The organism is Arthrobacter sp. StoSoilB5 (assembly GCF_019977235.1).
Taxonomy (GTDB): domain Bacteria; phylum Actinomycetota; class Actinomycetes; order Actinomycetales; family Micrococcaceae; genus Arthrobacter.
This window is the reverse complement of sequence record NZ_AP024646.1, coordinates 1,088,561-1,111,455: the sequence shown is the minus strand read 5'-3', so window position 1 is coordinate 1,111,455 and position 22,895 is coordinate 1,088,561. Positions and strand designations below refer to the sequence as shown.

Sequence of the window (22,895 nt, the reverse complement as noted above, 5' to 3'; positions counted from 1 at the left end):
TGAAAGAAGCCTAGGCTATACAGCTCTTTCAAGCAATGGCTTTTCGGCACTCAATCCGCTGGCCTTGCCGTCCGGGAGATCGCCTCGACCCGCAGCGCCTTCAGCCAGTCACTAATCACGCTCCAGGACTCTTCCCAGCCGCCGTCGAGCATCATGTCATGTCCGATCCCGGCGAGTTCCCGCACATCGGCGCCGTAGCGCCGTGCGGTTGCGCGCGCTGACCGCACTGGCACCATTCGGTCGTGCTTGCTGTAGACGGACAGAAGTGGATATTCAGACTTCATCCTCGCCGGAAGGTGGAAAAGCAGCTGGTACTGGACCCAGGGCGACTCGCCGCAAAGGGATCGGGAAATCTCCCCCGCCTCTTCAGTGCCCATTCGCTCGAACAACATGTCCGGCGGCAGCCGAATGCTTCGACCCGCGAGAAACCGCATCGCTTGCCAGGGATGGCTTCTCAGCACCGACAAGACCGTTCCGAAGGCCGGGCCGGAAGTGATGGAGCCAACAAGCACGCCCGCAGTCACCTTCGCCGGCTGCAGCGCCAACACCCGCTGCACCACCAGGCCACCGAGCGAGTGACCAACCAAGACGAGCTCATCAGCATCGACAGTCTCGACCGCTCGAAGGACGTCTTCAACATAATCCTTCAGCCGCGCCGAGCGGAGCCTTCCTCCGCTGCCGCCGTGACCCCGGAGCGAGACCGCGTACGCCGCATAGCCATCCTCGGAAGCTGCGTGCATCCAGTTGCGCCAGCAGGTGGCGTCATGGCCGAGGCCATGCACAAAGAGAAAAGCAGAACGGGGTCGGATCCCGCCCGGAGGGCCGGACGCGAGAATCTCGAGTTGAACATTGCTACCGGGGTTAAACATCATCGTTTCCACAGCAGCTGAACCTATCAGAGAGTGACAGAAGTAACAATGGTTTGCATATTTCGACGGCGTGCTGCTGGGGGCTATGGCATGATCAGCACCGCTCCATGAGCGACGTCGGCATATCGCACCTCTCGGGCGCTTCCCTGCCAGCAAGCAAAAATGCTCGATCGGAATACCCGGCCGAGCATTTTGCCCCAATTGTTAGTGATTCCCGAGCCGCCGGCGATATCGCCCTCGCGCGGGTCAGCGGGTCATGAGTCAATGCTCTCTACATGAGCCGCGGAGCGGACGCGTGGTGGGCTGATCCAACTAAGTAGCACTTGATGCCGTTCTGAGCCCTCAAAACGGCATCAAGTGCTACTTAGATGGGCCGGCGCAGCGTTAGTTGCCCTGGGCCAGTGGCGCCAGCCGGTACCCAACGCCGCGCACAGTCTCGAGCCAGCGCGGGTTCTGGATGCTGTCGCCAAGTTTCTTGCGCAGGTTGCCCATATGCACCTCAACGGCGCGTTCATCGGCGTCGCTGACGTAGCTGCCGACGTCGTAGGGTTCATTGCGGAGACGCCGCGCCAGATCGGCCTTGGTCCGCACAATCCTGCCGGTCTCCAGGAGCGCAAGCAGGAGGTCGAACTCGGTGCGTGTTAGCCTCAGCTCCTTGCCGTTCAAGACTGCTGTGCGGGAACCGACCGAAACGGCGAGGCCGTTGTGGGTCATTTCCGGATCTGTTTCTTCCACGGCGGCCTTGGACTCCGACGACGCGCGGGGCCTTCTCATCATGGCCTCGACGCGGGCCCGGAGTTCGCGGGGCCGGAACGGCTTGGTGAGGTAATCATCGCCCCCGGCCTCCAGGCCCATGAGGGTATCCAGCTCCTCAGCACGGGCCGTGAGCATGATGATGTAAGCGTCCGAGGATTTCCGGATCTGGCGGGCCACCTCGAAACCATCGATGTCCGGGAGGCCCAGGTCCAGGGTAATAACGTCTGGATTCAGTTCGCGGGCTGACGTGACGCCGGCGGATCCAGTGGACGCAACGTGGACGTCAAACCCCGCTTGGGAAAGGACCACGCGCACCAATTCGCGAATATCCTGGTCATCTTCAATGACCAGCCCCACACGTACTTCACTCATCGCTGCCCCTCAGCCCCTTCGATAACCCTTCGAAGTATAACCATTATGGTTAGGCTGATCTCATGAACCGAACTTCTTCTGCATTCCCGGTGGTTGTGTCATGACCCACCCAACCACCTGGGATCTTGGCCAGAAGAAGAAACTCCTTGTTTTTCAGCGCTCTTTCCACGAACACACGCTGCGCATGAGGGTGGTACTAAGCCAATTGCCGCTTTCCGTCTGCGTGTGCATTTCGGCGATTCTGGTGTGGCTGTTTTTCCCGGCCACTCTCGAGAATCCCTTATTCCTCGTCTTCCTGCTGAGCCAGGCATTCCTGTTGGCGGTGTGCATCATTGTGCCCTGGCACCGGCTGCCTTTTCCCAGCTTCCTGGTGATACCCATCCTGGACATGGTCTCGATTTCCTTCGGAAGGGAGGGAGGGCAGGAAGCGCTCACGGGGCTCAGTGTGCTGGTGGTTCTTCCCGTCATTTGGCTGTGCGCGTCCGGCCTGTACCCAAGACTGGCCATTGCTTTGTCATTCGTGGGTCCGCTCTGCATCGTTTGGACACCTTTGTTCGTCAAGGGGGCTTTGACAGAGCAGGACCTCACAAAGCCCCTGCTGTTCCCGATCCTGATCCTTGGCATCGGAGTTTCGGTGAGCGTGCTGACCCTGAGCATGGTGCGCCAGCAGCGGGCGTTGGAGCAAAAAGATGACGAGCTAAAGAAAGCCCTGGACGTCACCACCAAGCAGGAGCGGCTGCTCAACACGGTCATGGAAGCCTTGCCGCTGGGTGTGGTGGCAGTGGACGGCGAAGGTCATGACATCCTCATGAACCGCCGCCAGCGCCAGACCCACTCCCTGGCAACACCTCCAGGCAATGACGATCCCAACGAATCCGAACTGCTCGTCTTCGATAAGGACAAGGCAACCCCGCTGCCCGCTGACCGCCGTCCAGTCAGGCGTGCGGTCCTGGGGGAAAGATTCACGGACCAGCTGGTGTGGCTTGGCTCCGGCGCAGACCAGCGCGCCTTCACCACAAGCGCCCGCCCCATGGTGGACGACGCCGGGAACTTCGCCGGCTCAGTTGTTGTTTTCAGCGACGTCACGGACTTGGTGAACGCCCTGGCCGCCAAGGACGACTTCGTCGCCAACGTCTCCCACGAATTCCGGACGCCGCTGACGTCCATACTTGGCTATGTGGAGCTTCTGCTGGATGATCCCCGCGCCCTGGACGCCTCCTCCCGGAGGCAACTCGATATCGTTCGGCGGAACGCCGAAAGGCTGCTTACCCTGGTGTCCGACTTGTTGGCCGTACGTTCAGGGCACATGATCATTCAGCCCCACACCGTGGACGTGGCGGAGCTGGTTCGGGGAAGCGTCAGCTCCGCCGGTCCCCGGGCTGCGAAAGCTGGCATTCGGTTGTCCATGGACGTCCCGGACTCCTTGGAAGCCCACGTGGACTCCTCACGAATAGCCCAGGTCCTGGACAACCTGGTATCAAACGCCATCAAGTACTCCCCCGAAGGCGCAGACGTGGAGGTAGCCGCGTGGGAGGACCAGGATTTTGTGTTCTGCCGTGTATCCGACACCGGCATGGGCATGACTGAAGAAGAGCAGGCAGAGGCCTTTACCAAGTTCTTCCGAGCTGGCGGCGTACGCAACAGCACCATTCCCGGCGTCGGGCTTGGACTGCCCATCAGCAAAGCGATCGTCGAAGCGCACGGCGGCACTATCACGCTGCAGAGCGAACCGGGCCGGGGCACAACCTTCACAGTGAAGATGCCCGCCTGAGCGCTACCGCTTGGTTGCCGGCATTCCCGCCACTGCGGCATCACGACGGCGGCCAAAGAGGAAGTAGCTCACCGGCCCGAAGAAGTTGATGAACGAGACAGCGCGCCAGACAGCCTTCTTGCCCCTGATCCTGGAATCGGGGGTCTTGCCGATGCTCCGTTGCGCCGCACCGAGCAGGGCCATATTTACGGCTCCGCTGATGATGAGCATGATGCGTTGGCCTTTGCTCATATCGCGCCACGATTTCCTGCGAGCCATGATGCCTCCCTCGAAAATTTCCAAACGGACGTAGCTCTCAGGCTAGTCCGACGCCGACCGTCCCGCCACAGCCTGACGCACCACCTCGCCCCACGATTGTTCGGCGAGGTCGGCCACCGCCGCGAGGATTTCCGACGGCGGCAGGGACAGGTCCAACGGATACTCCACGATGTCGATGTCCGTGTTGAGGATCCTGCGCAGCTTCATCTCCCCTGGACCGGCGTAAACAAGCCATGCCGTGGGGACCCGCAGTGCTGTGCAGTACGCCAGCAACTGATAATGGTCAGCGTTCAATGAAGCGCCGGCGTCGCCTGCCGCGGTGTACTTGGAGTCGTACACCACCACGGGCCTCCCGCCCAGGAAGTGGACGGCATCGGGGCGAACCGTCAGGCGGTCCGTGTCCCGGACAGCCTCATTGAGCAGCGCTCCATATTGAAGCCGCATCTCCCCCGGGTACGCACCCATCGCATGGCGAAGAGCCGAGCCCACGAACTCCTCGAAGACCTGTGCCATGTCCACCACAAAGGAAGCCGTCTGCTGCTTCCCTTCCCCGGCCTCAGCCGAGGCATTGCGCAGGATAACCTCCGAGAGCCGCAGCACCGAGTGGTACCTGAGATTCATTCGGTTGGCCCGCCACGGCGGCAGCGGGGCTCCGGACTGAAGGCGCGTGACGGCGTCGAGCTTTCCCTTGAGCTGGCGCAAGCGGCTCAGGACATCGGCCCGGACGCCGGGCACCTTCCCCATGCGTTCCAAGGCAGCGCGGAGGATGCGGTTCTCAGCGATGTCCTCGGTGAATTCGTCGTAGGACACTTCCAACGGCACCATCATCCCGGGCCTGCGGGAGATCTGGTCCGAGATGCGGATGCGGCCTTTCACGGTCCGGAGCGATTCATCGATGGTGAGGTAGCCCTGAAGGACGCCTCGGCTCAGCGCACGGTCAGCCAGCTGGGCCAGCGATTCGGCCAGGGCACTCCAGAGATCAGGGTGCTCAACTGCTTCCACGGAGTGGTCGCGGAAGCCTTGATCGCCCGCGTAGCTGAGGAGGAAAAGCAAGCGACTCAGGCCAAGCCGGTCCTTGGGGCGGACCTCGAGCTGGACTGTGGAAGTCCTTACCGAGCCGACTTTGCCGACGGGTTCGATCCTGTAGAGGCCCATGCCCATCGGTGACGCCTTGGCCAGTCCGCTGGCGTTGATGAACGCAGCAGTTGGGGGGTCCAGCTTGTCCACTACTCCGCGTGAGAGTTCGTCCATGACGATGTGCCGCGGACCTGTGTTGGCCGGGCTTGTGTTGGCCGACCCCGTGCTGGTTTGGCCCGTCTTTGCTGGGCCCGCGCTGGCTGGTGGCCGTCGCGGCCGCGGCGGGACGGCCTTAGCGGGCAGCAAGTCGTCCCAGCAATTGGTCCAGGCCGAAGCGTTCCTCAAGCTGCGCGCGGTTCAGTTGCCCGTGGTAGTGCTCCTCCAACAACGGCATGAGCTCGTACTTCCAGATCCTGCGAAGCCCTGTGGGGTTCTGGGCAGCGTTCTTCATGAAGTACGACGGCCCAATCATCAAGTCCCGGTCCCAATCATCGATGGCGTCATTGAGGGCGTCCAGGAGATCCGCATTGAGCGTGTCCAAGCCCCGGGCTTCAAGGAAGCGCCGCAGCGAGCCCCTGACCGGTTCCACCTTGGGATGCAGCTCGATGAACGCGAAACGACGCCGGATGGCGGCGTCCATCATGGCGATGGAACGGTCAGCTGTGTTCATGGTGCCGATGATGTAGAGGTTGTCCGGCAAGCTGAAAGGCTCGTTCGGGCTGTACTGCAGGTAGATGCGATCGTCACGATATTCGAGCAGGAAGTACAGCTCGCCGAACACCTTGGCCAGGTTGGCACGGTTCATTTCGTCGATGATCAGGAAGTACGGCTTGTGTGCGTTCTCCGGTTTGGCAGCTTCCTCAGCGAGCCGACGCAGGGGCCCGGCGACGAGCTTAAAGGAGACCTGGCCGTCGTCGGTCTTGTCCGGCCGGTAACCTTCAAAGAAATCCTCGTACGCGTACGACGGGTGGAACTGCACCAGCTTCACGCGTTCATCAGTGCTGTCGCCTGCGAGCTCGGCAGCGAGGTGCTTGGCAAGGTACGTTTTGCCGGTACCCGGCGGGCCATAAAGAACCAGTTGGCGGTTCTCTTCGAGCAGTTCTGCGATCTCCTTCAAGGGCTCGAGGTCCATGTGAAGGGACGCCGCGAACCCTTCCGTCAGGGGCCGGAAACCTTGCTGGACAACCTCGACGACGGCGGTGGGCGGCGCTTCATCCTCGCCATCGGTTTCGGCTTCTACCGGGAGGAGTTCCTGCAGGGCCTGAATAACCCTGGTGACATCCACGATGATGCCGGGCGTTGACAGTTGCCGCTGCGCGTGGCGTGGGAGTTCCGTGATGGCGTAACTGTCATCGAACCACCGGACCTTGCGGCGGATGCGCCGGTTGTCCTCATGGTGCTCGGGCTCGCCGAGGACCACGCCAACCCGGACGCGTCCGGCGTGCTGGTAGAGGGTGAGGTCCCCCGGCTTCATCACCGTCAGGAAGGCGAAGACCGCCGTCTTGGTGTCCTCGCGCTCCACATAGCCCAGGTGCTTGTAATCCTCGTCCACGGCATGCTGGACCACGCCTGCGGTTACTCCCGCAGAAAGCGAGCGGAGGTGCTCAACATCCAGTGTGGCCGTCTCTTCAGCCACCCAGGCGGCCAGCAGATCAGCGTTGTCGTGATGCGTCCGCAACAGCCAGGACCGGCGGCCGGGGTCTCCCACCTTCCGCCATTGGCTGACCAACTGCCGGGCGTACCAGTCGATGCGCTGGCCCGCTTGTTCGTCCAGGTGCAGCCGGATCCGGTGGACGTCCGCGGTGATGTCTTCCTCGGTATCGCCCTCGGCACCCCCAACGAGCGAGGCGAAAGCGTCACGAATCTCCCGGCGCTCCACGTCAGCCACCACGGGCTCGAAGTAGCTGGGCCACACCAAATACTCAATGCTGCGGCGCAGGGCTGGCTGGTCCTCCGGTGTTCCAACAGCAAGTTCGTGGAACTTTAAGGGGTCGGCCAGCGCCTGGTTGATGGTTTCCGTGCTTTGGCTGTCCACATGGGCCACGAAACGGCACAGCCACTTCAGGTGGTCCCAAATGGTCCAGTTGAACTCCGCGGTCCGGTCGCGGATCACGCCGTGGTCCGTCATGCCCTCGTAGAGCTGTTCCGGCAACTCGATGGGAGGTTCCACCCACGATGCCGCCTCGGCGACACGTGCTCGCTTGACCCTGAGGGACTTGACCTCATGGGCCAATGGCAGCGACTGCAGGAAGAGTAGTTCAACGGCCAGCAGCTTGGCTTCCCGGGACGCGCCGTCAAGGTTTTGCCGGAGGTTGGTCATCATGGGCGCTTTGGAGTCTTCCACCCCGCGCTCCAGACGTTCGAGCAGCTCCCCGGCGGCGTCTGCCGTCCATGTCAGCGTGCGTCCATCCAGGGCTGAAGGTTTCCCTTGAAGTGCCGGGCCCAGCACATACCAAGCTGCGTCCTCGATCTCCTTGGAGATCCCGGGGGCGCGGTCAATGGCAGGCTTCACGGAGGGGGTCACCATGCCAACTTACCTTGTTTGACTTAGCCAAGCATCTGGATTTGGACACGCCTGACTCTGATTGAGTTGCGATGTTTGCGCACACATGGCTTGACGTGAGCCTGTCATTCCCATAGACCTGCAGTACCCGTAATATGCAGTGATCGGATCCAGACAATGGTGTGGACCTCCAACGCTTTTCACCGGGCCCCGGCCCGCGTCCGGGGCCGGGACTTGTGAACAACAAACCTTCTGACAAAGGCCCAACGCGGCTCCGTAGGCACGCCCGGTTTCCACTGGCGGTGGTTGCGGCGGCGGTCCTGCTTGGCTGCTTCCAGTCTGGAGCAGCCACCACGGCGCCCTCAGCCATCCAGCAGATACCCGCAAGCTCATCGACGGACGAGCCTTCTGGAGCCAACCGTTCCACAAATGACCCTACGATTCAGGCAACCCCCTCTTCAGCGGCGCCTCAATCTGCTCCCACGAACCCCTTGGGTGCGGCGCTGTGTCAACAAACTGTTCCGGGCTTCGGAGTAGTATCCACGGGCGGCGTCCCGTCAGACCTCCAACTCCGCAACGCTTCGACCATCATGGTGGCGGCGGACAAACTGGGGCTGCCACTTGATGCCCAAATCCTTGGCGTCCAAGCCGCGCTTGGAGAATCGTCTCTTGAGAGCAAGGACTTCGGCGACGCCGCCGGGCCGGACTCCCGCGGGCTGTTCCAGCAGCGCGCCAACGGGGCATGGGGCTCCTATGCCGACCGCATGGATCCGTTCGTTAGCGCAACCAGTTTCTTTCTCGCCCTGAAGGGCATCAAGGACTGGCAGCTTCTGCCCTCCAGTTTGGCAATCCACCAAGTACAGCGGAATCAAGATCCAGACCACTACACCAAGTACCGGGGATTGGCCCAGGAGATCGTGGGTTTCCTGAGCTCCCAGGTTCTTCCGGCAGCCAGCACTTGTTACAGCGGCGGCGGTTGGTGGCAACCATCAGTTGGTAGCGCTGCCCTTGGTCATGCACGGCCAGCAACGGGCACTTTGATGTCCCCGCTCCTGAACCTGCATCCAAGTTCACCTTTCGGGCCGCGCACCAGTCCGATCACTGGATCCCCCGGTGAATTTCATACAGGGCAGGACTTCGCCGCGGCCTGTGGCACACCGGTTCATGCTGCCGATGACGGCTACGTGCGCGCGGTGGGCTGGCATGCCTGGGGCGGAGGCAACCGGATTGAAATCGATCACGGCAACGGGCTGATCACTACGTACAACCACCTCCAGGCCGGTGCCGTGCGCAAAGGGCAGGTAGTGGAGGCCGGAGAAGTCATCGGCTTGGTCGGCTCCACCGGTTGGTCGACGGGATGCCACCTTCACTTTGAAACGATTGCGAATGGCGTCCTGGCGAACCCGTCATCGTGGAGCCTGATTCCCCTGGATCATGAATCGTCGGTTGCTTTCCTCCAACTAACGAGCTTCTCGCCAACAGGAACGACGCCGATTGGCGAGGTACCGCAGTGGTCGCTCGGCCAATCGCTTGGCGAGCCGGCGACTCCGACCGCTGAGCCGGCTGCCACTCCAACTGCTACGCCCGCTCCAACTCCAACGGCTACGCCCACGCCGACTCCGACCGCTTCCCTAACACCAACCGCCACCCCAACCGCCACCCCAACACCAACCGCTACCCCCACGCCGACCGCTACCCCCACGCCGACCCCAACACCAACCGCCACCCCAACACCAACACCAACACCAACACCAACCCCAACACCAACCGCTACCCCCACGCCCACATCGGAATCCACGCCGACGTTCAGTCCAACAACCACCACGGTTCCCACCGCAACGTCCACAACGACGCCAACAACCACCGCTGCCCCCACCACAACCATCACGGCCACGCCGACCCCAACCATCACGGCCACGCCCACGCCCACCCCAACTCCATGAGCGTGGCCAACCTAGCCCGCAAGCAGAGGGAGAAGGGATGCGTCCTCCTGGGGTCCTGCTAGCTGGCCGCCGCGATGGGTTTTGCCACAAGTCATGCGGATGGGCCGGTCGTCCTGCCCGAGGGGGTGAGGTCCGAAAACCTGCTCCAACAGATCGCCGGCCCCAGCGCCGTCCAAATGCCTAGTGCATTCCGAATTGGTAGTTGAAGGGCACAGCTTCGCCCGGACAGACTTCTTCCCAGAGCGCCGCTATCGCATCTTCCCCTTCGCGGAGGTCCGGTATCTCCACCCCTGCCCGCAGGATGGCAGCAGCCTCGCCCGCCTTGCCGAGCCGGGCAAGTGCCAATGCCCTGAGGAACCTCAAACGCCCGACGGCGGCACCCTCCTTGGGTGCCGACTCCACCAGTTCCAGTGCCTGGGATGGGTCCTCGTGGCGGATGCTGAGTGTCACAGCCTCGGTAAGCAATGCGGTGTTGGACGGGTCCGCTTGAACTCCGTTCCCCAGTTGCTCAAGCCCCTCATGAACCGTTGCCTCATGATCCGTGCCCTCATCATCCGCACCCTCGGCCAGGAGTGCCAACCCCAGTCCCCGATGCGCGAGCGCCATGGTCTCCGGCCGGACGCCCCCTGCAGCAAGCACCTCGCGATATGCTTCCTTGGCTCCTTCCAGTTCTTGCCGGGCATGCCTCATCGTGGCCACATGGAAGCGGGCCTCAGGACTCTCCTGTCCCTCAAGCAGCTCCTCCCAGTCAGTTCCGGCAACAAAGCTGGGCGCGCCGTCGAACGCTTTTCCCTTCAACAGTTCCAGCCACGGCTCCTGCTCCGCCGTCACGCTTTCCGCCACGAACGGCGTGCCGCTCTCATCGATCCAACGCTTGCCTGTCCTACGGCGCCGCGCCCGTTCCACCACACCCCAACCGCTGCCGTGGAGCAGCATTGTGGACGGCGGGACGTCGGCATCGCTGATGGCGGCGGGCAGCATGGCCTCCAGGTCTTCGTGGGGCAGCAGCTCTTCCAGGCGCTGGCCGGCGTGGATCACGGCGGCATCCCAGTCCGCTCCGTGGGAGGTGCCCGGGTCCAGACGCCCGTTGCCATAGGCCTCCACCCAGGACCACTGCGCACCCGCCGGCATGATCAGGTGCTCGAACTGGGTTTGCGCCAACCCGGCCTGGATCTCGGCGTAGGGACCTGCGCCCGGGCTCAACCACTCCTGCCACCGCTTGCCTCCCTGGCCCTGTCCCCAGACAAAAAGCTTCTTTCCCCGAAGCCGACTGGTGGACAACATCGCCAGCCCGTCGCCGTCGTCGTCCGCAGCCACAACCCAGCGCCGTTCGGAAGGATCGATGTCAAAGAAGAAATCCGCGGCATGCGGGCTGTTGACCAACCACGTGCCGTCGTAGCCGTTGTGGTCCGTGGGCCGGACACGGGTGATGTCCGTGGCGTAGTCGCTGCCAAAAGCTTCGTCGGCGGGGGCGATCACGCGCGTGCGGTCGGTCTCCGGAATAGCCGCGTTGCTCCACCAATACATCGGAACGTCGTGGTCGTTGGGGTTGCGGATGCGCACTGCTGCGAAGAGCACCTCCGATTCTGCAGGCAACCATATGTCCACCTGGAAGACCACTTCCCGCAGCCGCTCGAACTCCCACACCCTCAGGATGTGCTTACCGTCCACGGTATGGACGATTGCAGTGTGCAGTGGATCGCAACTGGTGGGTGAGTGCCCTCGCGTGCCGATGTTCCACTCCAGGCCGCCCGCGAACCAGGCCTTTCGCAGCGCGATGTTGGCCAGCTGGGGCGCGCCGTGGGTGTGGAGGAGCTGCTTGCCCGTCACTTTGTCGAACAACTCCCAGATACGGCCGCCCAAGGACGGTATGACGGTCGCCCTGAGTTTGCTGTTCTCAAGCACGACGGCGGGCAGCTCCTTGGGTGCCGCCTCCCGGCTATAACCGTCCTGCATGAGATAGGGGTATACGTTGGACACCACTCCGTACCTGGCCGCCGCTTGGAGTTCTTCCGGCACTCCCTCACCCACGGTGTACGGCTGATCGAGTTCCGCGGCCACTACCGGCAAGGGGTTGAGGGGACCGATATCCGCCATGGTCAGGGAAATGGTGGTGACGGCGAGGTTGGACGTTGAAATGGCAGACATGTCAGTATCCGATCGTGAGGAGCGCGCCACGTTGCGGCGCAACGGTGATGTGGTCGCCTGGCTTGTAGCTCATGGCGGATTGGAAGCCTTGGATAGCGGGCGCTTCCATGTTGCTATCGGCGGGGTAGGTTTCTCCAGCACGGAAATTCAAGGTCACAGCCACAGTCTCCTCGGCCCAGGAGGCCAGCGCTATGACTATGCCCCTCTCCGTGAACCACGTAGTAGCCAGGATGCCGGGGTGGCTGGTGTGCACCGGAGCATCTGGATCCCAATGCCCCACCATCCGTCCACGTTCCAGCCCGTTCTCCGCCCAGAATTTCCAGAGCGGTCCATTGTCCACGGCCGGTGCCCTGCCCGTCATGCCGAACACCATGCCGCGCCACGGATTTCCGCCGTCCTGGAGCATCTCGCCCATGAGGCCAAACGGAATGCCGGACAATTCCACCAGCCAGTAGTAGGGATCGGTGGTGTTGTAGTCGAAGTACTCCCCCAGCCAGAGCCGATCCACATACGGCAACTGCTCCATGTACAGATTGGCCGAGGATGCGTATCCGTCATGTGCGGTGAACTGGTTGGCAGAGTGGAGGTCGATTTCAGGGCCTTCCAGCCCCCTGGATCGGCACGCCCGTTCAAGGACCTTCCGGACACGCAGCATCGCATGGCGGTCAAAGGCGATGTCGTCCAGGTAGATTCCGTCGATTCCGTCGTCGCCCTTGGATAGTTCCGCCAGGCTGCGCACGTAGAAGTTTTCCCACCTTGAGCCGCCCGTGGTCACCACGGCGATGTCATCCACATTCGGAGCGAACCACGCCGAGACATATCCGTCCCCGGCATGTTCCTGCAGCCACATGTGTCCTGCGCCTGGACCGTCGCTGAAGACTTCGTGATCCAGCTGCAACAGCGGCAGGAGTTCGGGGCTATGGAACGTGAGTTCACGGACCGTGTTGTAGACCTTGGCTTTCAAGCCGTTCCGATGACAGGCGGCCACGTAGTCCCGCAGGGCGTTCGCGGTGAGCAGGGGGTCGTTGATGTACGGTGCCGGGGAGGTGGCATGGTGCACATTGACCACTGTGGCTCCGGACTCTTTGATGGCTTCCGGCTCGGCCGGCGCGTGAAAGTATCGCTTGGCCAGATGTTCCCCGGGTTCGATCGGCTTGAAAGGGGTCAGCAACAGCCGGAAGTTGAAGTCGAGGTCTTCCCCTGGACTTAACATCCGGGCGCCACTCGAGGCACGAAGGCAGACTTTGTGCCCCACAGTACGCAGTGTGACTCTGCCCCGAACCTCGCTTCCGTTCCCGCTCCCCCCTTGCCCGTTGGCCCAGTCCCGGTTGGCCCAGGACACCGGCTCCACGAGAGGCTTTTCCCGGTAGAAGTTCGTGTTGAGGGGCCGTTGGTAGTTGGCGTCCCTCAGCGCCAGCTGGATTCCAGCGTTCACGCCTCCGAGCCAGAGTGCGTCCTGGTTCTTCGTCGCCACCTCCCACGCCCAGTCCAGGGACTCCGGTCGGCGCCCACCCGGAACGCCCAAACCCATGGCGAACGGAACCGCCGCCTCATGGAACATAAGCTGCAACCCGACGTCGGACACGTCAAAGGCCTCCTTTGGCGCCAGCCGCAGGGAGTACGAAACCGCCCCATCGGCGTCGAGAACGCCGTAAAGCTCCAGCGATACTGCAGCCCTCCCGCGATTCAGGCCCCGGTAACCGTTCCACGTGCACCGCCACGAAATGCGTGCCGGACCTTCCACCAAGAATTCCAGCAGCGAATACTCCCAGTCGATTCCATCCACTTCCAGGGTTGTTGGGGTCACGAGAACATCGACGCCGGGACCATCAGTTGCGGTGACGTCCGCCGTGAACGTGGACGTCACCTGCTCCGGAAGCCCTGAAGGCGCCAGTTTCAGCTCCCTGCCGAGGATGCCCAAGGTCCGGGTGGCTTCATCCAGGGTCACCGCAGTGAAGGGCGCCACGAGTTCCGTATCCTGGGCCATCGCCGAATCGAGCCAAGCGAGTCGCCTCAGGTACCGTGGATCGCCAAAGCCGCCAGTGAGGATGTCTGGATCCGCCGATTCGTTGGGCTCGACGTCCAGTACCACGTCCACTGTCTGGGCCTGCGCACCAGTCGCTGTGACGGTGATGGTGGCGGCGAAGGTGCTGCCAGCGGCTTCCGCCGGAATGGGCAGGATCACGAACAGCGCCTGCACTTTGCCTGCGGGAACTTGCAGGGCCTTTCGCAACGGTTGGCCGAGGCGATCCAGGCCGCTGGTGTTGATGCAGTGGCCGCCCGCCGGCGCTTGCACGCCCACAGTGATGCCACCCAGGTCATCCAGGGCGTACATGCCAAGCTGCACCACATAGTCCTCGCCCGGTTGTGCGCTGCCGCGGAAAGTAGGGGACGGACCATCGATGGACCAGTGCGCCGGGATTGCCTCCCGCATGGAAATTGGGTTCAGCCGGTCTTCAGGAAAGAGAAGGAAGGCCGTCCCGGCATGCCTGGCGTGCAGCGCCTCCAGCTCATCCTTACGGGCAGTGAAGTTCATTGGTGCGAACGAGTCCCGCTCACTGGCGGCTTCATACCGAAGCACCCTGGCGGCAGGCAGCGCGTCTCCCTTGTTCCCTGTTTGGACGGTTGCCGCCCCCAACGAGCCCACGACGCCGGCGGCCCACCCGGGTTCCGCGGCGGGCCGATGCGGGAGGTACTCCGCCTGTGGATAGTGGGCTTTGCCCAGCATCGCGTACGGCAAGTAATAGACGTAGTAGATTCCTTGGCCGTCGATTGCTTCGAAGACGATGCTGCCAAACTCCTTGGTGGCCTCTTCGACTATGACGTTCCGGACCCTGTTTCCGGATGAAGCGGAGACCACGATGACCTCCACGGCTGCCGGATCCGCGTCCTGGCGCCGCCAAGGTATGAACACGCGCTGTGCATTGCGCGCACTTCCATGGAGAACTTCCACGACGAACCGGTGGTTCCCATAGAGCAGTTTGTCCCAGGTGCCGATGCCACAGTCCACCTCCGGGTGGCCTGGAGTGGATGGGCTGCTGAGAGGGGTGGTTGGAGGTGAGGTGATAGCCGGAGAAACCGGCTGGGGCAGCGGCATCGCTGGGGCTCCTGAAGGTAGCTTGGGGGCTTTTCACCGATGTGGTGAATCCTTCAATCATTGGCTGCTGGGCTGCCCCTGTAAAGGGTCATTGCGATGCGCGATCACTGCCATTCGAAAAGAGCACATGCCCCGGGGACCGCGTCGTTAGTGCACGTCGGTGACCTCCAGGTTCCGCACAACCAGTTTCCGCAGCATGGCCGTGCCGCCTTCCGCGCGCAGTTCGGTGCCCAGGCTTCCGGACAGGGGAAAGACAAGATCGCTTAGGACAACGCTGCCGCCTTGGGCGAAGGCCTCCACCGATTGGTCCACGATGACGCGAAGCCTCAGCACCCCGTCGTCGAGCTTCACCGGTGCCGACTCTGCCGACGCGAACTTTTCGTGGAAGCTTGTGTTTCCCGAGTTGCGACGATCCAAGGTGAGCTGGCTCGTGACGGCATCAAAGCTGAGAACCGTCGCGGCGCTCCCGTCCGAGGCGGCGAGAAGCCTGAACGCAACCGTCCGAGCCGTGCCTGGCAGGATCTCTGCCTCTATCAGCTGGGCTGATCCGTCCATGGCGTCGGGCAGCTGCACCCCGGAATCGTGAAGTTCCACATCCTGAAGAACCCTGGCCGGTTCCCCGGAGTCCAGCGGCAGCACCGGGCGCTGCACCAGGCGCGGTAAACCGTCCACAGTCGCGAGTTCCACCTCGCGGGCAAGCGACATTCCCGAGCGCCACGGAGACGTGGGCAAGGAGTTGGCATAGTCCCAGTTGTTCATCCAGCCAATCATGATGCGGCGGTTCTCCGGGGCGTTGCTGAAGGAGACTGCGGCATAGTAGTCGCGTCCCCAATCGAGCCACAGGCACCGCCTGAGATCCGTGGTCCCGTCGGCGGCCGGTGAAACGAGCGAATCACGATCGGCAGTGAACTGCGCCCCATCGAAGTGACCGACGAAGTATTGCCCGCCCGAGCCACCGGCCACGGAGCCAGGATTGACATTAACCACCATGACCCACTTCACGTTGTCCGGATCCCCGTCGACGGGGAGCGGGAACAGATCAGGGCATTCCCATTCGCCTTCGGACGAGTTTGCAGGGCCAAAAGTACTTAGGTATTCCCAATCCTTGAGGTTGTCCGAGCGGTATAGGACAACCTGCTGATGCTGGGCCTCAACGGCAACCATGATCCAGCAGGAACCGGCCGATCCCTCGTAGCGGAACACCTTTGGATCACGGAAATGGGCCGAACCGCGGGCAAGCACGGGGTTGCCCGCATATTTGCTCCATGTCATGCCGGCATCCGTGGAGAACGCGAGGGACTGGGCCTGTGTCCCCTGGTATGCCGTGCCTTCCTTGAAGGCGCTCGTGTAGATGGCCACCAAAGCCGGATCTTCCGTTGTGCCGAATCCCGATGTATTTCCGTGGTCCACCACGATGCTCCCGGAAAACACGTCTTCTTGCTCGTCGCAGGCGATGGCAACCGGCTGCTCGGTCCAGTGCAGGAGGTCAGATGAGGTGGCATGCCCCCAGGACATGTTGCCCCAGACGTTGTCGAAGGGGTTGTTTTGGTAGAAGAGATGGTACAGGCCTTGGTACCACACGAGTCCGTTGGGGTCGTTCAGCCAGGTGTCCTTGGCCGTGTAGTGAAGTATCGGGCGCATCGCGGAGGCGGCCTCTTCGTCGGGGCCGGAACGGTGCGTTGTTGTTTCAGTCATCGGAGGTCTTTCGGGAGGGAGGCGACGGAATCGCGAAGAACCATGGGGCAAGGAAGAACGGTGGGGTGGGTGGCGAACAACTGCAGGTCGGTTTTCCCTTCGATGGCATCAATCAGGTTTTCCGTTGCCCAGGCGCCCATTTCGTAATGCGGCAACGCGACGGTTGTCAGTGCGGGGTAAAGGTTTTCAGCGATGAGTTCCTGGTTGTCGAAACCGACCAAGGAAATGTCGTCCGGAATCCTCAGGCCAAGTTCCGCAGCGGCCCGGTACGCACCCATGGCCATGCGGTCGTTGTAGCAGAACACAGCCGTGGGCCGGCTCTCGGGTTTCAGCAGGCGCAGTGCCGCCTGGTAGCCACCGGGCATTTCCGAATGCTCGGATTGGACCAGTTCTTCGTGGAACGTCAGCCCGGCATCTGCCAGCGTTTCCTTGAAAGCCCTCAGCCGGGAGTGGGTCGCGGGAACGTCGTCGGTGTTGTTGAGCATGCCGATCCGCGTGTGCCCGGCATCGATCAGGGTCTGCACGGCCGACCTTGCGCCGCCCACTTCGTCGGGGATGACTGAGGAAACAGTATGGCTGATGTCTTCGGAGTCCACCAGGACGGCCGGCAGTCCGGCAAGGTTCTTGGGGACAACAAGCCTCCGGTGGTACATCGTGGCGTACAGGATGCCGTCCACCTGCCGGTCCAGCAGGTCCGCCACCTGGCTTTCCTTGGAATCCTGGGAGCTGGTGCTGGTGGAGTTGATGATCATGATGTTGTAGCCCCGACGCTTGGCAGTTTCCTCGGAACCCAGGATGATCCTGCCTGCGTGCGGCGTAGTAGCGATTTCCTCGCTGATGAACCCGATCATCCCCGAACGTTGGGTCCTCAAGGCCTGGGCAAGCCGGTTCGGGCCGTATCCCAGGCGATGGGCGGCCTCCTGGACCCGTTCCCTCGTTCTTGCGCCCACCCGGGCGTAGGCGACGTCGTTGAGGACATGGGATACGGTGGTGACCGAAACCCCGGCCGCGGCCGCCACATCCTTGATACCCACTGATCTATTGGTCATTGGTCCCCCACGTCCTCATGATGTTGGTGCTGATCCTGCGCTCGAACTAACATGTGCCGCCTGGAAACCGACCGTGGGCGTGGCCCTCAAGGCGTTAACAGCCCTATCAGCGATGACTTGGGCCTCGCTTCCGGAATCGAGGATCGTATTCCGGGCTGATTCGGGCTCGACCAGGACGGCGGTAACTGCGAGTCCATCAGAAGCCCCCGTGGTCAGCAGCGCGTCCACCTGCGCCGAGAAGCAGGAGTCACTGGACGTGGCGTGGACGTCCAACGCCACCACGTGGTTGTTGGAAACGAAGTTCCCAGCCCCCTCCAGCAACCGGATGATGACCGGCGTCGCTCCTGCGGGACGGACGCTCTGTGCGTCGATGACCTCGGAGAAGTGGTTGCCCACCACAGAGTTGTTGCTCCCGCTCACACAGAGAAGCCCGTAAAGATCGTCCAGCCCGTTATCGACTCCCAGGAAGGGTGTCCAGGGCTCATGGTCACGCAGGAAGTGATTGGTGGCCACGAGGTTCTCGGAACTGTTTGCTGCAAGAACCACCATCCCGGGGTAGAACGAATGCAAACGGTTGTTGGTGACGCTTGAACGGGTGACGCCTTTGAGGTGGATGCTGCTGGCACCACGGGGAAAGACGTTGTTCGCGGTGATCAGGAGCCCGCCATGGTTCTCGGCGTAGATCGAGTGACCCTTGAAGCCTGCTCCGATCAAGTTGTCAGTGATCTTTGATGCCTGTCCCCAGCCGCGCAGCCCAATGCAGCTTCCGCATTCAGCGATGAAGTTATCGTGAATGGAGAGGGCATCCGCGTTGTGGATGGTGAGGGCGTTCTCAAGGTAGATGAACCCCATGCCGGTTACGCGGAATGAGTCATTCGCGCTCGCCACATAGATACCGGTCTTGCCGTTGACGTAGCTGTTTTCCGCTGGCAGCCCCGAGCCGTCCGGGGTGAAGTGCAATCCGTCGATGCAGAAGTTGGAGAACTCCACCGAACTGATCCGCGGGCTCCCATTTCGCTCGATGTAGAAGGCGGCTCCCTTGGATTCCTCCCCGTCCCCGCCGACGGGAAGGTCGACGATAATGCGGCTCCCTCCCGGCCACAGCTCATGCAAGTCGGGCCATTCGTCTTCGGGAACGTTGAAACGGATGCTTGAGGACGTAAAGCCATGGCCAGAGCCTTGGATCCTGAGGAAACTGACGTCGATCACCACCTGCGTCCGGAGGTGGTAGTCCCCCGGCGGAATGTAGATCACCGCTCCCGGCTTTCCGCCATCGTTCGCATCCGTGGCCGTCTGCCGCTCCTTGACGTCAGCGATGATGCTGTTAATGACTTCACCGACGTCCTCGGTCGGATTGCCGACCGGCCACGTGGTCACGTCGTAGTAGTTGTTGCTTGACATAGCTTCTGCCCTTTTGTGTTGTGGTTTCCCAGCCCTTGACGGCCTCAGCCTTTGACGGCGCCGAGCGTCATGCCTGCGACGATCTTGCGCTGCAAGAGAAGGGTGAGAAGGATGACCGGGATCGAGTACACGGCGGCAAGCGCCGTCATGGATCCCCAGTCCAGGCCGAATTGGGTCTGGAAGTTCGCGATCACCACCGGAGTGGTCTGGGAGCGGATGGCGGTCATGAGGAGCGCAAAGAGGAACTCGTTCCAGGAGGCCAGGAAAGCAAAGATCGCGGTCACGGCGATGCCTCCGGAAACCACCGGGATGACCACCCGCCAGAGCGCACCCAGCCTGCTGCAGCCATCCACGGTTGCCGCCTCTTCCAAGTCGCGGGGAACAGCCTCAAAGAAGCTGGACATCAACCAGATGGACAACGGCAGCGAAATGGTGGTGTGGGCAATGGACAGTGCGATCGGCGTGTCCGCCAAACCTGCCGAAGCCATCATGGATGCCAGCGGAATGCCGATAGCTACCGGAGGCACCATGCGGGTGACCAGTGCGGCCATGATGAACACCCGGCCGCTCGGAGTCTTGTAGCGCGTGATGCCATACGCCGCCGGGACAGCCAGCACCAAGGACAGCAGGGTGCTGATGATGGCGGTCTGGATGCTGTTGATGAATGAAGCCAGCACACCGCTGCGGCCCAAGGCGTTCACGTAATTCTCAAGCGTCCATTCCTTGGGGAGGATGGTGGGTGGAACCGCGATGGTATCGATGGGGGTCTTGAAGGAGGTAAACAGCAGGTACAGGAACGGGAAGCCGTACAGCACCATGGCTGCGGCCAGCAGGATCCACAGGATGGTCCTTGTGCTGCGGCGACCGGCCTCCAGGCCTTCGCGGTTGACGCCGCGGCGCTTGCGCGGGGCACCATGCGTGGGCGTTGAAGCGGAACTCCTGGCAGTCATGGCAGGCGCCTTCCCGCCGTCGGGCTTTGTTCGTTCGGCGACGCGCATCAGTTGTCCTTTCCTGGCCGCCAGATGGTGGCCACCGCGAAGAATGCGACGGCGAGCATCGCCAGCAGGTAGATGGTGCCCATGGCGCTGGCCAGGCCGGGATCGCCGAAGCGGATCATGGTCCGGTAGATCAGCAGGCTCATGGTTTCGGATGCCGACTGGGGGCCGCCGTTGGTTTGGATGAGGATGGTGTCAAAGGCCCTGGCGGCATCGATTCCGCGGACCACCAGTGCCACGGCGATCACCGGGCGTAGGAGCGGAAGGATGATCTGGAACAGGAGCGCCGGTGCCTTGGCGCCGTCCAGGCGTGCTGCCTCGATGAGGTCGCCGGGAATGTTTTGGAGACCGGCGAACAAGACCAGGCACATGAAGGACGTCGTGAGCCAGATATCCGGGACAGCCACCGAGAACAGCACGATGTTCGGGTCCGAGAGCCAGCCGATCTGGTTGGGGTTGGAGAGGATGCCCGCTTGGTGCAGGATGGTCCCGATGAGGCCGAAGTTATCGATCATCAGGAACTTCCAGAGCAGGCCGGCCACGATCGGCGCAATCATCAGCGGGTAAAGGAAGACCGTTCGCCAAATCTGGGACTTGCGTCCCAGCGTGGTGAACAGGAGGGCCATCCCAAGTCCGAGCGCGAACTCGAGCGTTACCACCACCACGGTGTAAGCGAGGGTCCGCCAGCCGGCACCCATGAAGGCTTCGGAGGCGAACGCGGCCGCATAGTTTTGGAAACCGACGAAGTCACGGGGACCGCCCGCGATGGGCGAGATCTTGAAGAAGCTGTCTGCGACGAGGCGGAACAGCGGGTAAGCCACAAACACGGCCAGGAACAGCGCCGCTGGGGTCATCAGGTATAGGGCGAAGCGGCGATCGGAGATACGCACGATTTTCTCTTCTGTTTGTTGGGGCCGCGGCCGGCACCGGCTGAGTCGGCTGGTGCCGGCCGCGGAGTCTTTACTTGAGGAGGTCCTGGATCTGCTTCTTGGCGTCAGCCAGGAGGGTGGCAGAATCGCCGCCTGCCACTGCCTTCTGCAGGAGAGGCACCAGCACGGTGTCCACAATCTGCTGCCACTTGGCTGTTGCCGGACGTGTTGCGGTTGCCTTGCCGTTCAGCGTTTCGATCAGCGGCTTGAAGCTCTCGTAGCCTGGCTGGTTTTGGTACTTCTCAAACGCTGAGATGCGCGAGGCGAGGCCGAGGCTGGATTCCACACCCATGCTGTTGTGGTCGTACGCGCACTTGATGAACTTCTTGGCGGCATCAGCGTTCTTGGTCGCCTTGGGCACGGACAGGTACCACGGGCCAGGAACACCCGCGACGCCGGCGCTGCCGCCAATCATTGCTGCAGCTCCCACCTTGCCTGCCACGGGAGAGTCCTTGGGGATCTGCCGGTAAGCGTGGGCCCAGAAGCGGGTCATGGCGGTCTTGCCCTGGTTGAACAGGTTCTGAGCCGCTGCCCAGTCAACCTGTGCAGCGCCCGGAGGGGCGGACTTGGTGAGGCTGACGTAGAAGTCGAGTGCTTCCTTGTGCGCAGCGTTGTCGATCACCACGTTGTTGTTCGCGTCAAGGACCATCGGCGAGCCGGCCTGCAGGACGTGGGCAAGCCATTCTGTTTCTACGGCGCCCTTCACGTCCGTGCCGTACATGCCGTCCTTGGTGAAGAACTCGGAGATGTCCTGGTACTGCTTCCACGTAGTGGGAGCTGCCAGTTCATAGCCGTACTTTGCCTTGAAATCTGCCTTGTTCTTGGCGTCCTCGAAGAGGTCCTTGCGGTACAGGATGATCTCTGCGTTGGTCCAGGCAGGCATACCGATGAAGTGGCCGTCAACGTTGGCTTCCTTGACGAGGGCGGGGAAAATGTCTTTCTTGGCTTCATCGGTGAACAGTTCATCGATTGGCTGGACTGCATCCTTGAAGCTGGGGAGCCACACGGAGTCCAATGCCGCGACGTCGAAGGAAACGTTGCCGGAGGAGAACTCGCTGGAGAGCCGGTTGAACATGCCGTCATAGGGCAATTCGACGAAGTTGACGTCGAGGCCGGTGTCTTTCTTGCACTGCTGGGCAACGCCTGTGAGCTCGGCGTGGCCGCCGGCTTCCACCAGGACGTTGACTGTGCTGGAACCGCTACCGGATGTCGGTGCGGGGCCCCCGGCACCGCAACCGGTAGCTGCGAGTGCGACGGCAGTGCAGAGGCCGCCGAGTGTGACGAGCCTGGAGATGGTCTTTCGAGTGGACATCGCTGTCGACTTTCTCTTGGAACGGGATTGAAAGATTGTGTGCGGGGTGAAGAATCGTTTTGCCAAAACGACTTGGCAACACCATAGGCCCGATTTCCCGAGTATGTCAAGCGTCACATTGTGGATGTTTTTGGGCCTTGACGTACCGGGCGGCCCAGCCCTAAAGTCATCGTCGCAGGCAGATAAACCGTTTTGGCATATTTTGGCTGATGTCGCAGCTTTTGGCACCCCGCTGTGCCTGTTTCTGGCTCACGGCTGATTTTGCGGCTGAGGCCTGCTCTTCCGGCTGACAGTGCATCCCGTCCGCCGATTTCCACCCTTAGTCAGGCCCTTTCCCATCCGCCGCCATTGCGGCCTGGTTGGGGACCCCCATTCAAAGGAGAACGTATGAAACCCATCCCGGACATCAGCCGCCGGAGTGTGCTCCGCGCCCTCACGGCGTCGGCGGCGGTCGCCTTCACTGTGGCGGCAGCCGGTGGCAGTGCCACTGCAGCACCTGGACAGGTGGCCGCAACGCCCGACGCCGGTCCCCAGCCGCAGGGGCACCGGCACTTGATCGGCGTCCTGTAAAGCAACCGTCCATAGAGCACCCGTCTGTAGAACCACCCACAACCGCCGGAGGCGTGCGGCAGCATGCGTCTAAGCGAGGCACGAGCGAGCATGCAGAGCACGGCGCCGGCGGTTCCGGACGCACTTGAAGAGAAGCAACACAGTTCAGTC

16 protein-coding genes are annotated in these 22,895 nt (G+C 62.2%); 3 read left to right on the top strand and 13 right to left on the bottom strand.

Going from position 1 to position 22,895, the window contains the following annotated elements; translation table 11 throughout:
* Nucleotides 1–50: 50 nt before the first annotated feature.
* Together LDN75_RS05175 and LDN75_RS05170 are read right to left on the bottom strand one after the other, a co-directional pair.
* The gene (locus LDN75_RS05175; RefSeq protein ID WP_223937489.1) at nt 51–869 is read right to left on the bottom strand and encodes an alpha/beta fold hydrolase; all 819 of its coding nucleotides are present in this window, start codon (nt 867–869) and stop codon (nt 51–53) included.
* Nucleotides 870–1,253: 384 nt separating this feature from the next.
* A complete protein-coding gene (locus LDN75_RS05170; protein ID WP_223936092.1) occupies nt 1,254–1,997 on the bottom strand; it encodes a response regulator transcription factor in 744 nt (247 codons plus the stop codon).
* A 100-nt stretch (nt 1,998–2,097) separates the two neighbouring features.
* Between LDN75_RS05170 and LDN75_RS05165 the strand changes: the two genes are divergently transcribed.
* Entirely contained in the window at nt 2,098–3,768 is a 1,671-nt protein-coding gene (locus LDN75_RS05165; protein ID WP_223936091.1) for a HAMP domain-containing sensor histidine kinase, read from the top strand.
* Between the two features lie 3 nt (nt 3,769–3,771).
* Here LDN75_RS05165 and LDN75_RS05160 read toward each other — a convergent pair whose 3' ends face one another.
* The 3 genes from LDN75_RS05160 to LDN75_RS05150 all read right to left on the bottom strand — a co-directional run bounded on the left by LDN75_RS05160 (nt 3,772) and on the right by LDN75_RS05150 (nt 7,630).
* The gene (locus tag LDN75_RS05160) at nt 3,772–4,026 is read right to left on the bottom strand and encodes a PLDc N-terminal domain-containing protein (RefSeq protein ID WP_223936090.1); all 255 of its coding nucleotides are present in this window, start codon (nt 4,024–4,026) and stop codon (nt 3,772–3,774) included.
* Nucleotides 4,027–4,068: 42 nt separating this feature from the next.
* On the bottom strand, nt 4,069–5,277 hold the full coding sequence (locus LDN75_RS05155; protein WP_223936089.1) for an McrC family protein: 1,209 nt from the start codon (nt 5,275–5,277) through the stop codon (nt 4,069–4,071).
* A 118-nt stretch (nt 5,278–5,395) separates the two neighbouring features.
* The gene (locus LDN75_RS05150; RefSeq protein ID WP_223936088.1) at nt 5,396–7,630 is read right to left on the bottom strand and encodes an AAA family ATPase; all 2,235 of its coding nucleotides are present in this window, start codon (nt 7,628–7,630) and stop codon (nt 5,396–5,398) included.
* A 212-nt stretch (nt 7,631–7,842) separates the two neighbouring features.
* Here LDN75_RS05150 and LDN75_RS05145 point away from each other — a divergent pair, with 212 nt between their 5' ends.
* Nucleotides 7,843–9,549, top strand: coding sequence for a M23 family metallopeptidase (locus LDN75_RS05145; RefSeq protein WP_223936087.1), 1,707 nt, complete (start codon nt 7,843–7,845; stop codon nt 9,547–9,549).
* Nucleotides 9,550–9,729: 180 nt separating this feature from the next.
* Here the strand turns inward: LDN75_RS05145 and LDN75_RS05140 are convergent, their stop codons facing one another.
* The 8 genes from LDN75_RS05140 to LDN75_RS05105 form a co-directional block, all read right to left on the bottom strand.
* A complete protein-coding gene (locus LDN75_RS05140; RefSeq protein WP_223936086.1) occupies nt 9,730–11,697 on the bottom strand; it encodes a DUF5107 domain-containing protein in 1,968 nt (655 codons plus the stop codon).
* Nucleotide 11,698: 1 nt separating this feature from the next.
* Entirely contained in the window at nt 11,699–14,794 is a 3,096-nt protein-coding gene (locus tag LDN75_RS05135; protein WP_223936085.1) for a glycoside hydrolase domain-containing protein, read from the bottom strand.
* Between the two features lie 147 nt (nt 14,795–14,941).
* Nucleotides 14,942–16,489, bottom strand: a complete 1,548-nt coding sequence (locus tag LDN75_RS05130) for a glycoside hydrolase family 32 protein (protein WP_223936084.1) — start codon at nt 16,487–16,489, stop codon at nt 14,942–14,944.
* Entirely contained in the window at nt 16,486–17,538 is a 1,053-nt protein-coding gene (locus LDN75_RS05125; RefSeq protein WP_223936083.1) for a LacI family DNA-binding transcriptional regulator, read from the bottom strand. The genes LDN75_RS05130 and LDN75_RS05125 overlap by 4 nt, the downstream gene beginning before the upstream one ends.
* A 15-nt stretch (nt 17,539–17,553) precedes the next feature.
* Nucleotides 17,554–18,939, bottom strand: a complete 1,386-nt coding sequence (locus tag LDN75_RS05120) for a right-handed parallel beta-helix repeat-containing protein (protein ID WP_223936082.1) — start codon at nt 18,937–18,939, stop codon at nt 17,554–17,556.
* A 44-nt stretch (nt 18,940–18,983) separates the two neighbouring features.
* Nucleotides 18,984–19,937 carry a carbohydrate ABC transporter permease gene (locus tag LDN75_RS05115; protein ID WP_223936081.1) on the bottom strand — a complete coding sequence of 318 codons (954 nt, stop codon included), beginning with the start codon at nt 19,935–19,937 and terminating at the stop codon, nt 18,984–18,986.
* Entirely contained in the window at nt 19,937–20,824 is an 888-nt protein-coding gene (locus LDN75_RS05110) for a sugar ABC transporter permease (RefSeq protein WP_223936080.1), read from the bottom strand. The genes LDN75_RS05115 and LDN75_RS05110 overlap by 1 nt, the downstream gene beginning before the upstream one ends.
* Before the next feature lie 70 nt (nt 20,825–20,894).
* Nucleotides 20,895–22,175 carry a sugar ABC transporter substrate-binding protein gene (locus LDN75_RS05105; protein WP_223936079.1) on the bottom strand — a complete coding sequence of 427 codons (1,281 nt, stop codon included), beginning with the start codon at nt 22,173–22,175 and terminating at the stop codon, nt 20,895–20,897.
* Nucleotides 22,176–22,562: 387 nt separating this feature from the next.
* Here LDN75_RS05105 and LDN75_RS05100 point away from each other — a divergent pair, with 387 nt between their 5' ends.
* A complete protein-coding gene (locus LDN75_RS05100) occupies nt 22,563–22,745 on the top strand; it encodes a hypothetical protein (protein ID WP_223936078.1) in 183 nt (60 codons plus the stop codon).
* The last annotated feature ends 150 nt before the right edge of the window (nt 22,746–22,895 follow it).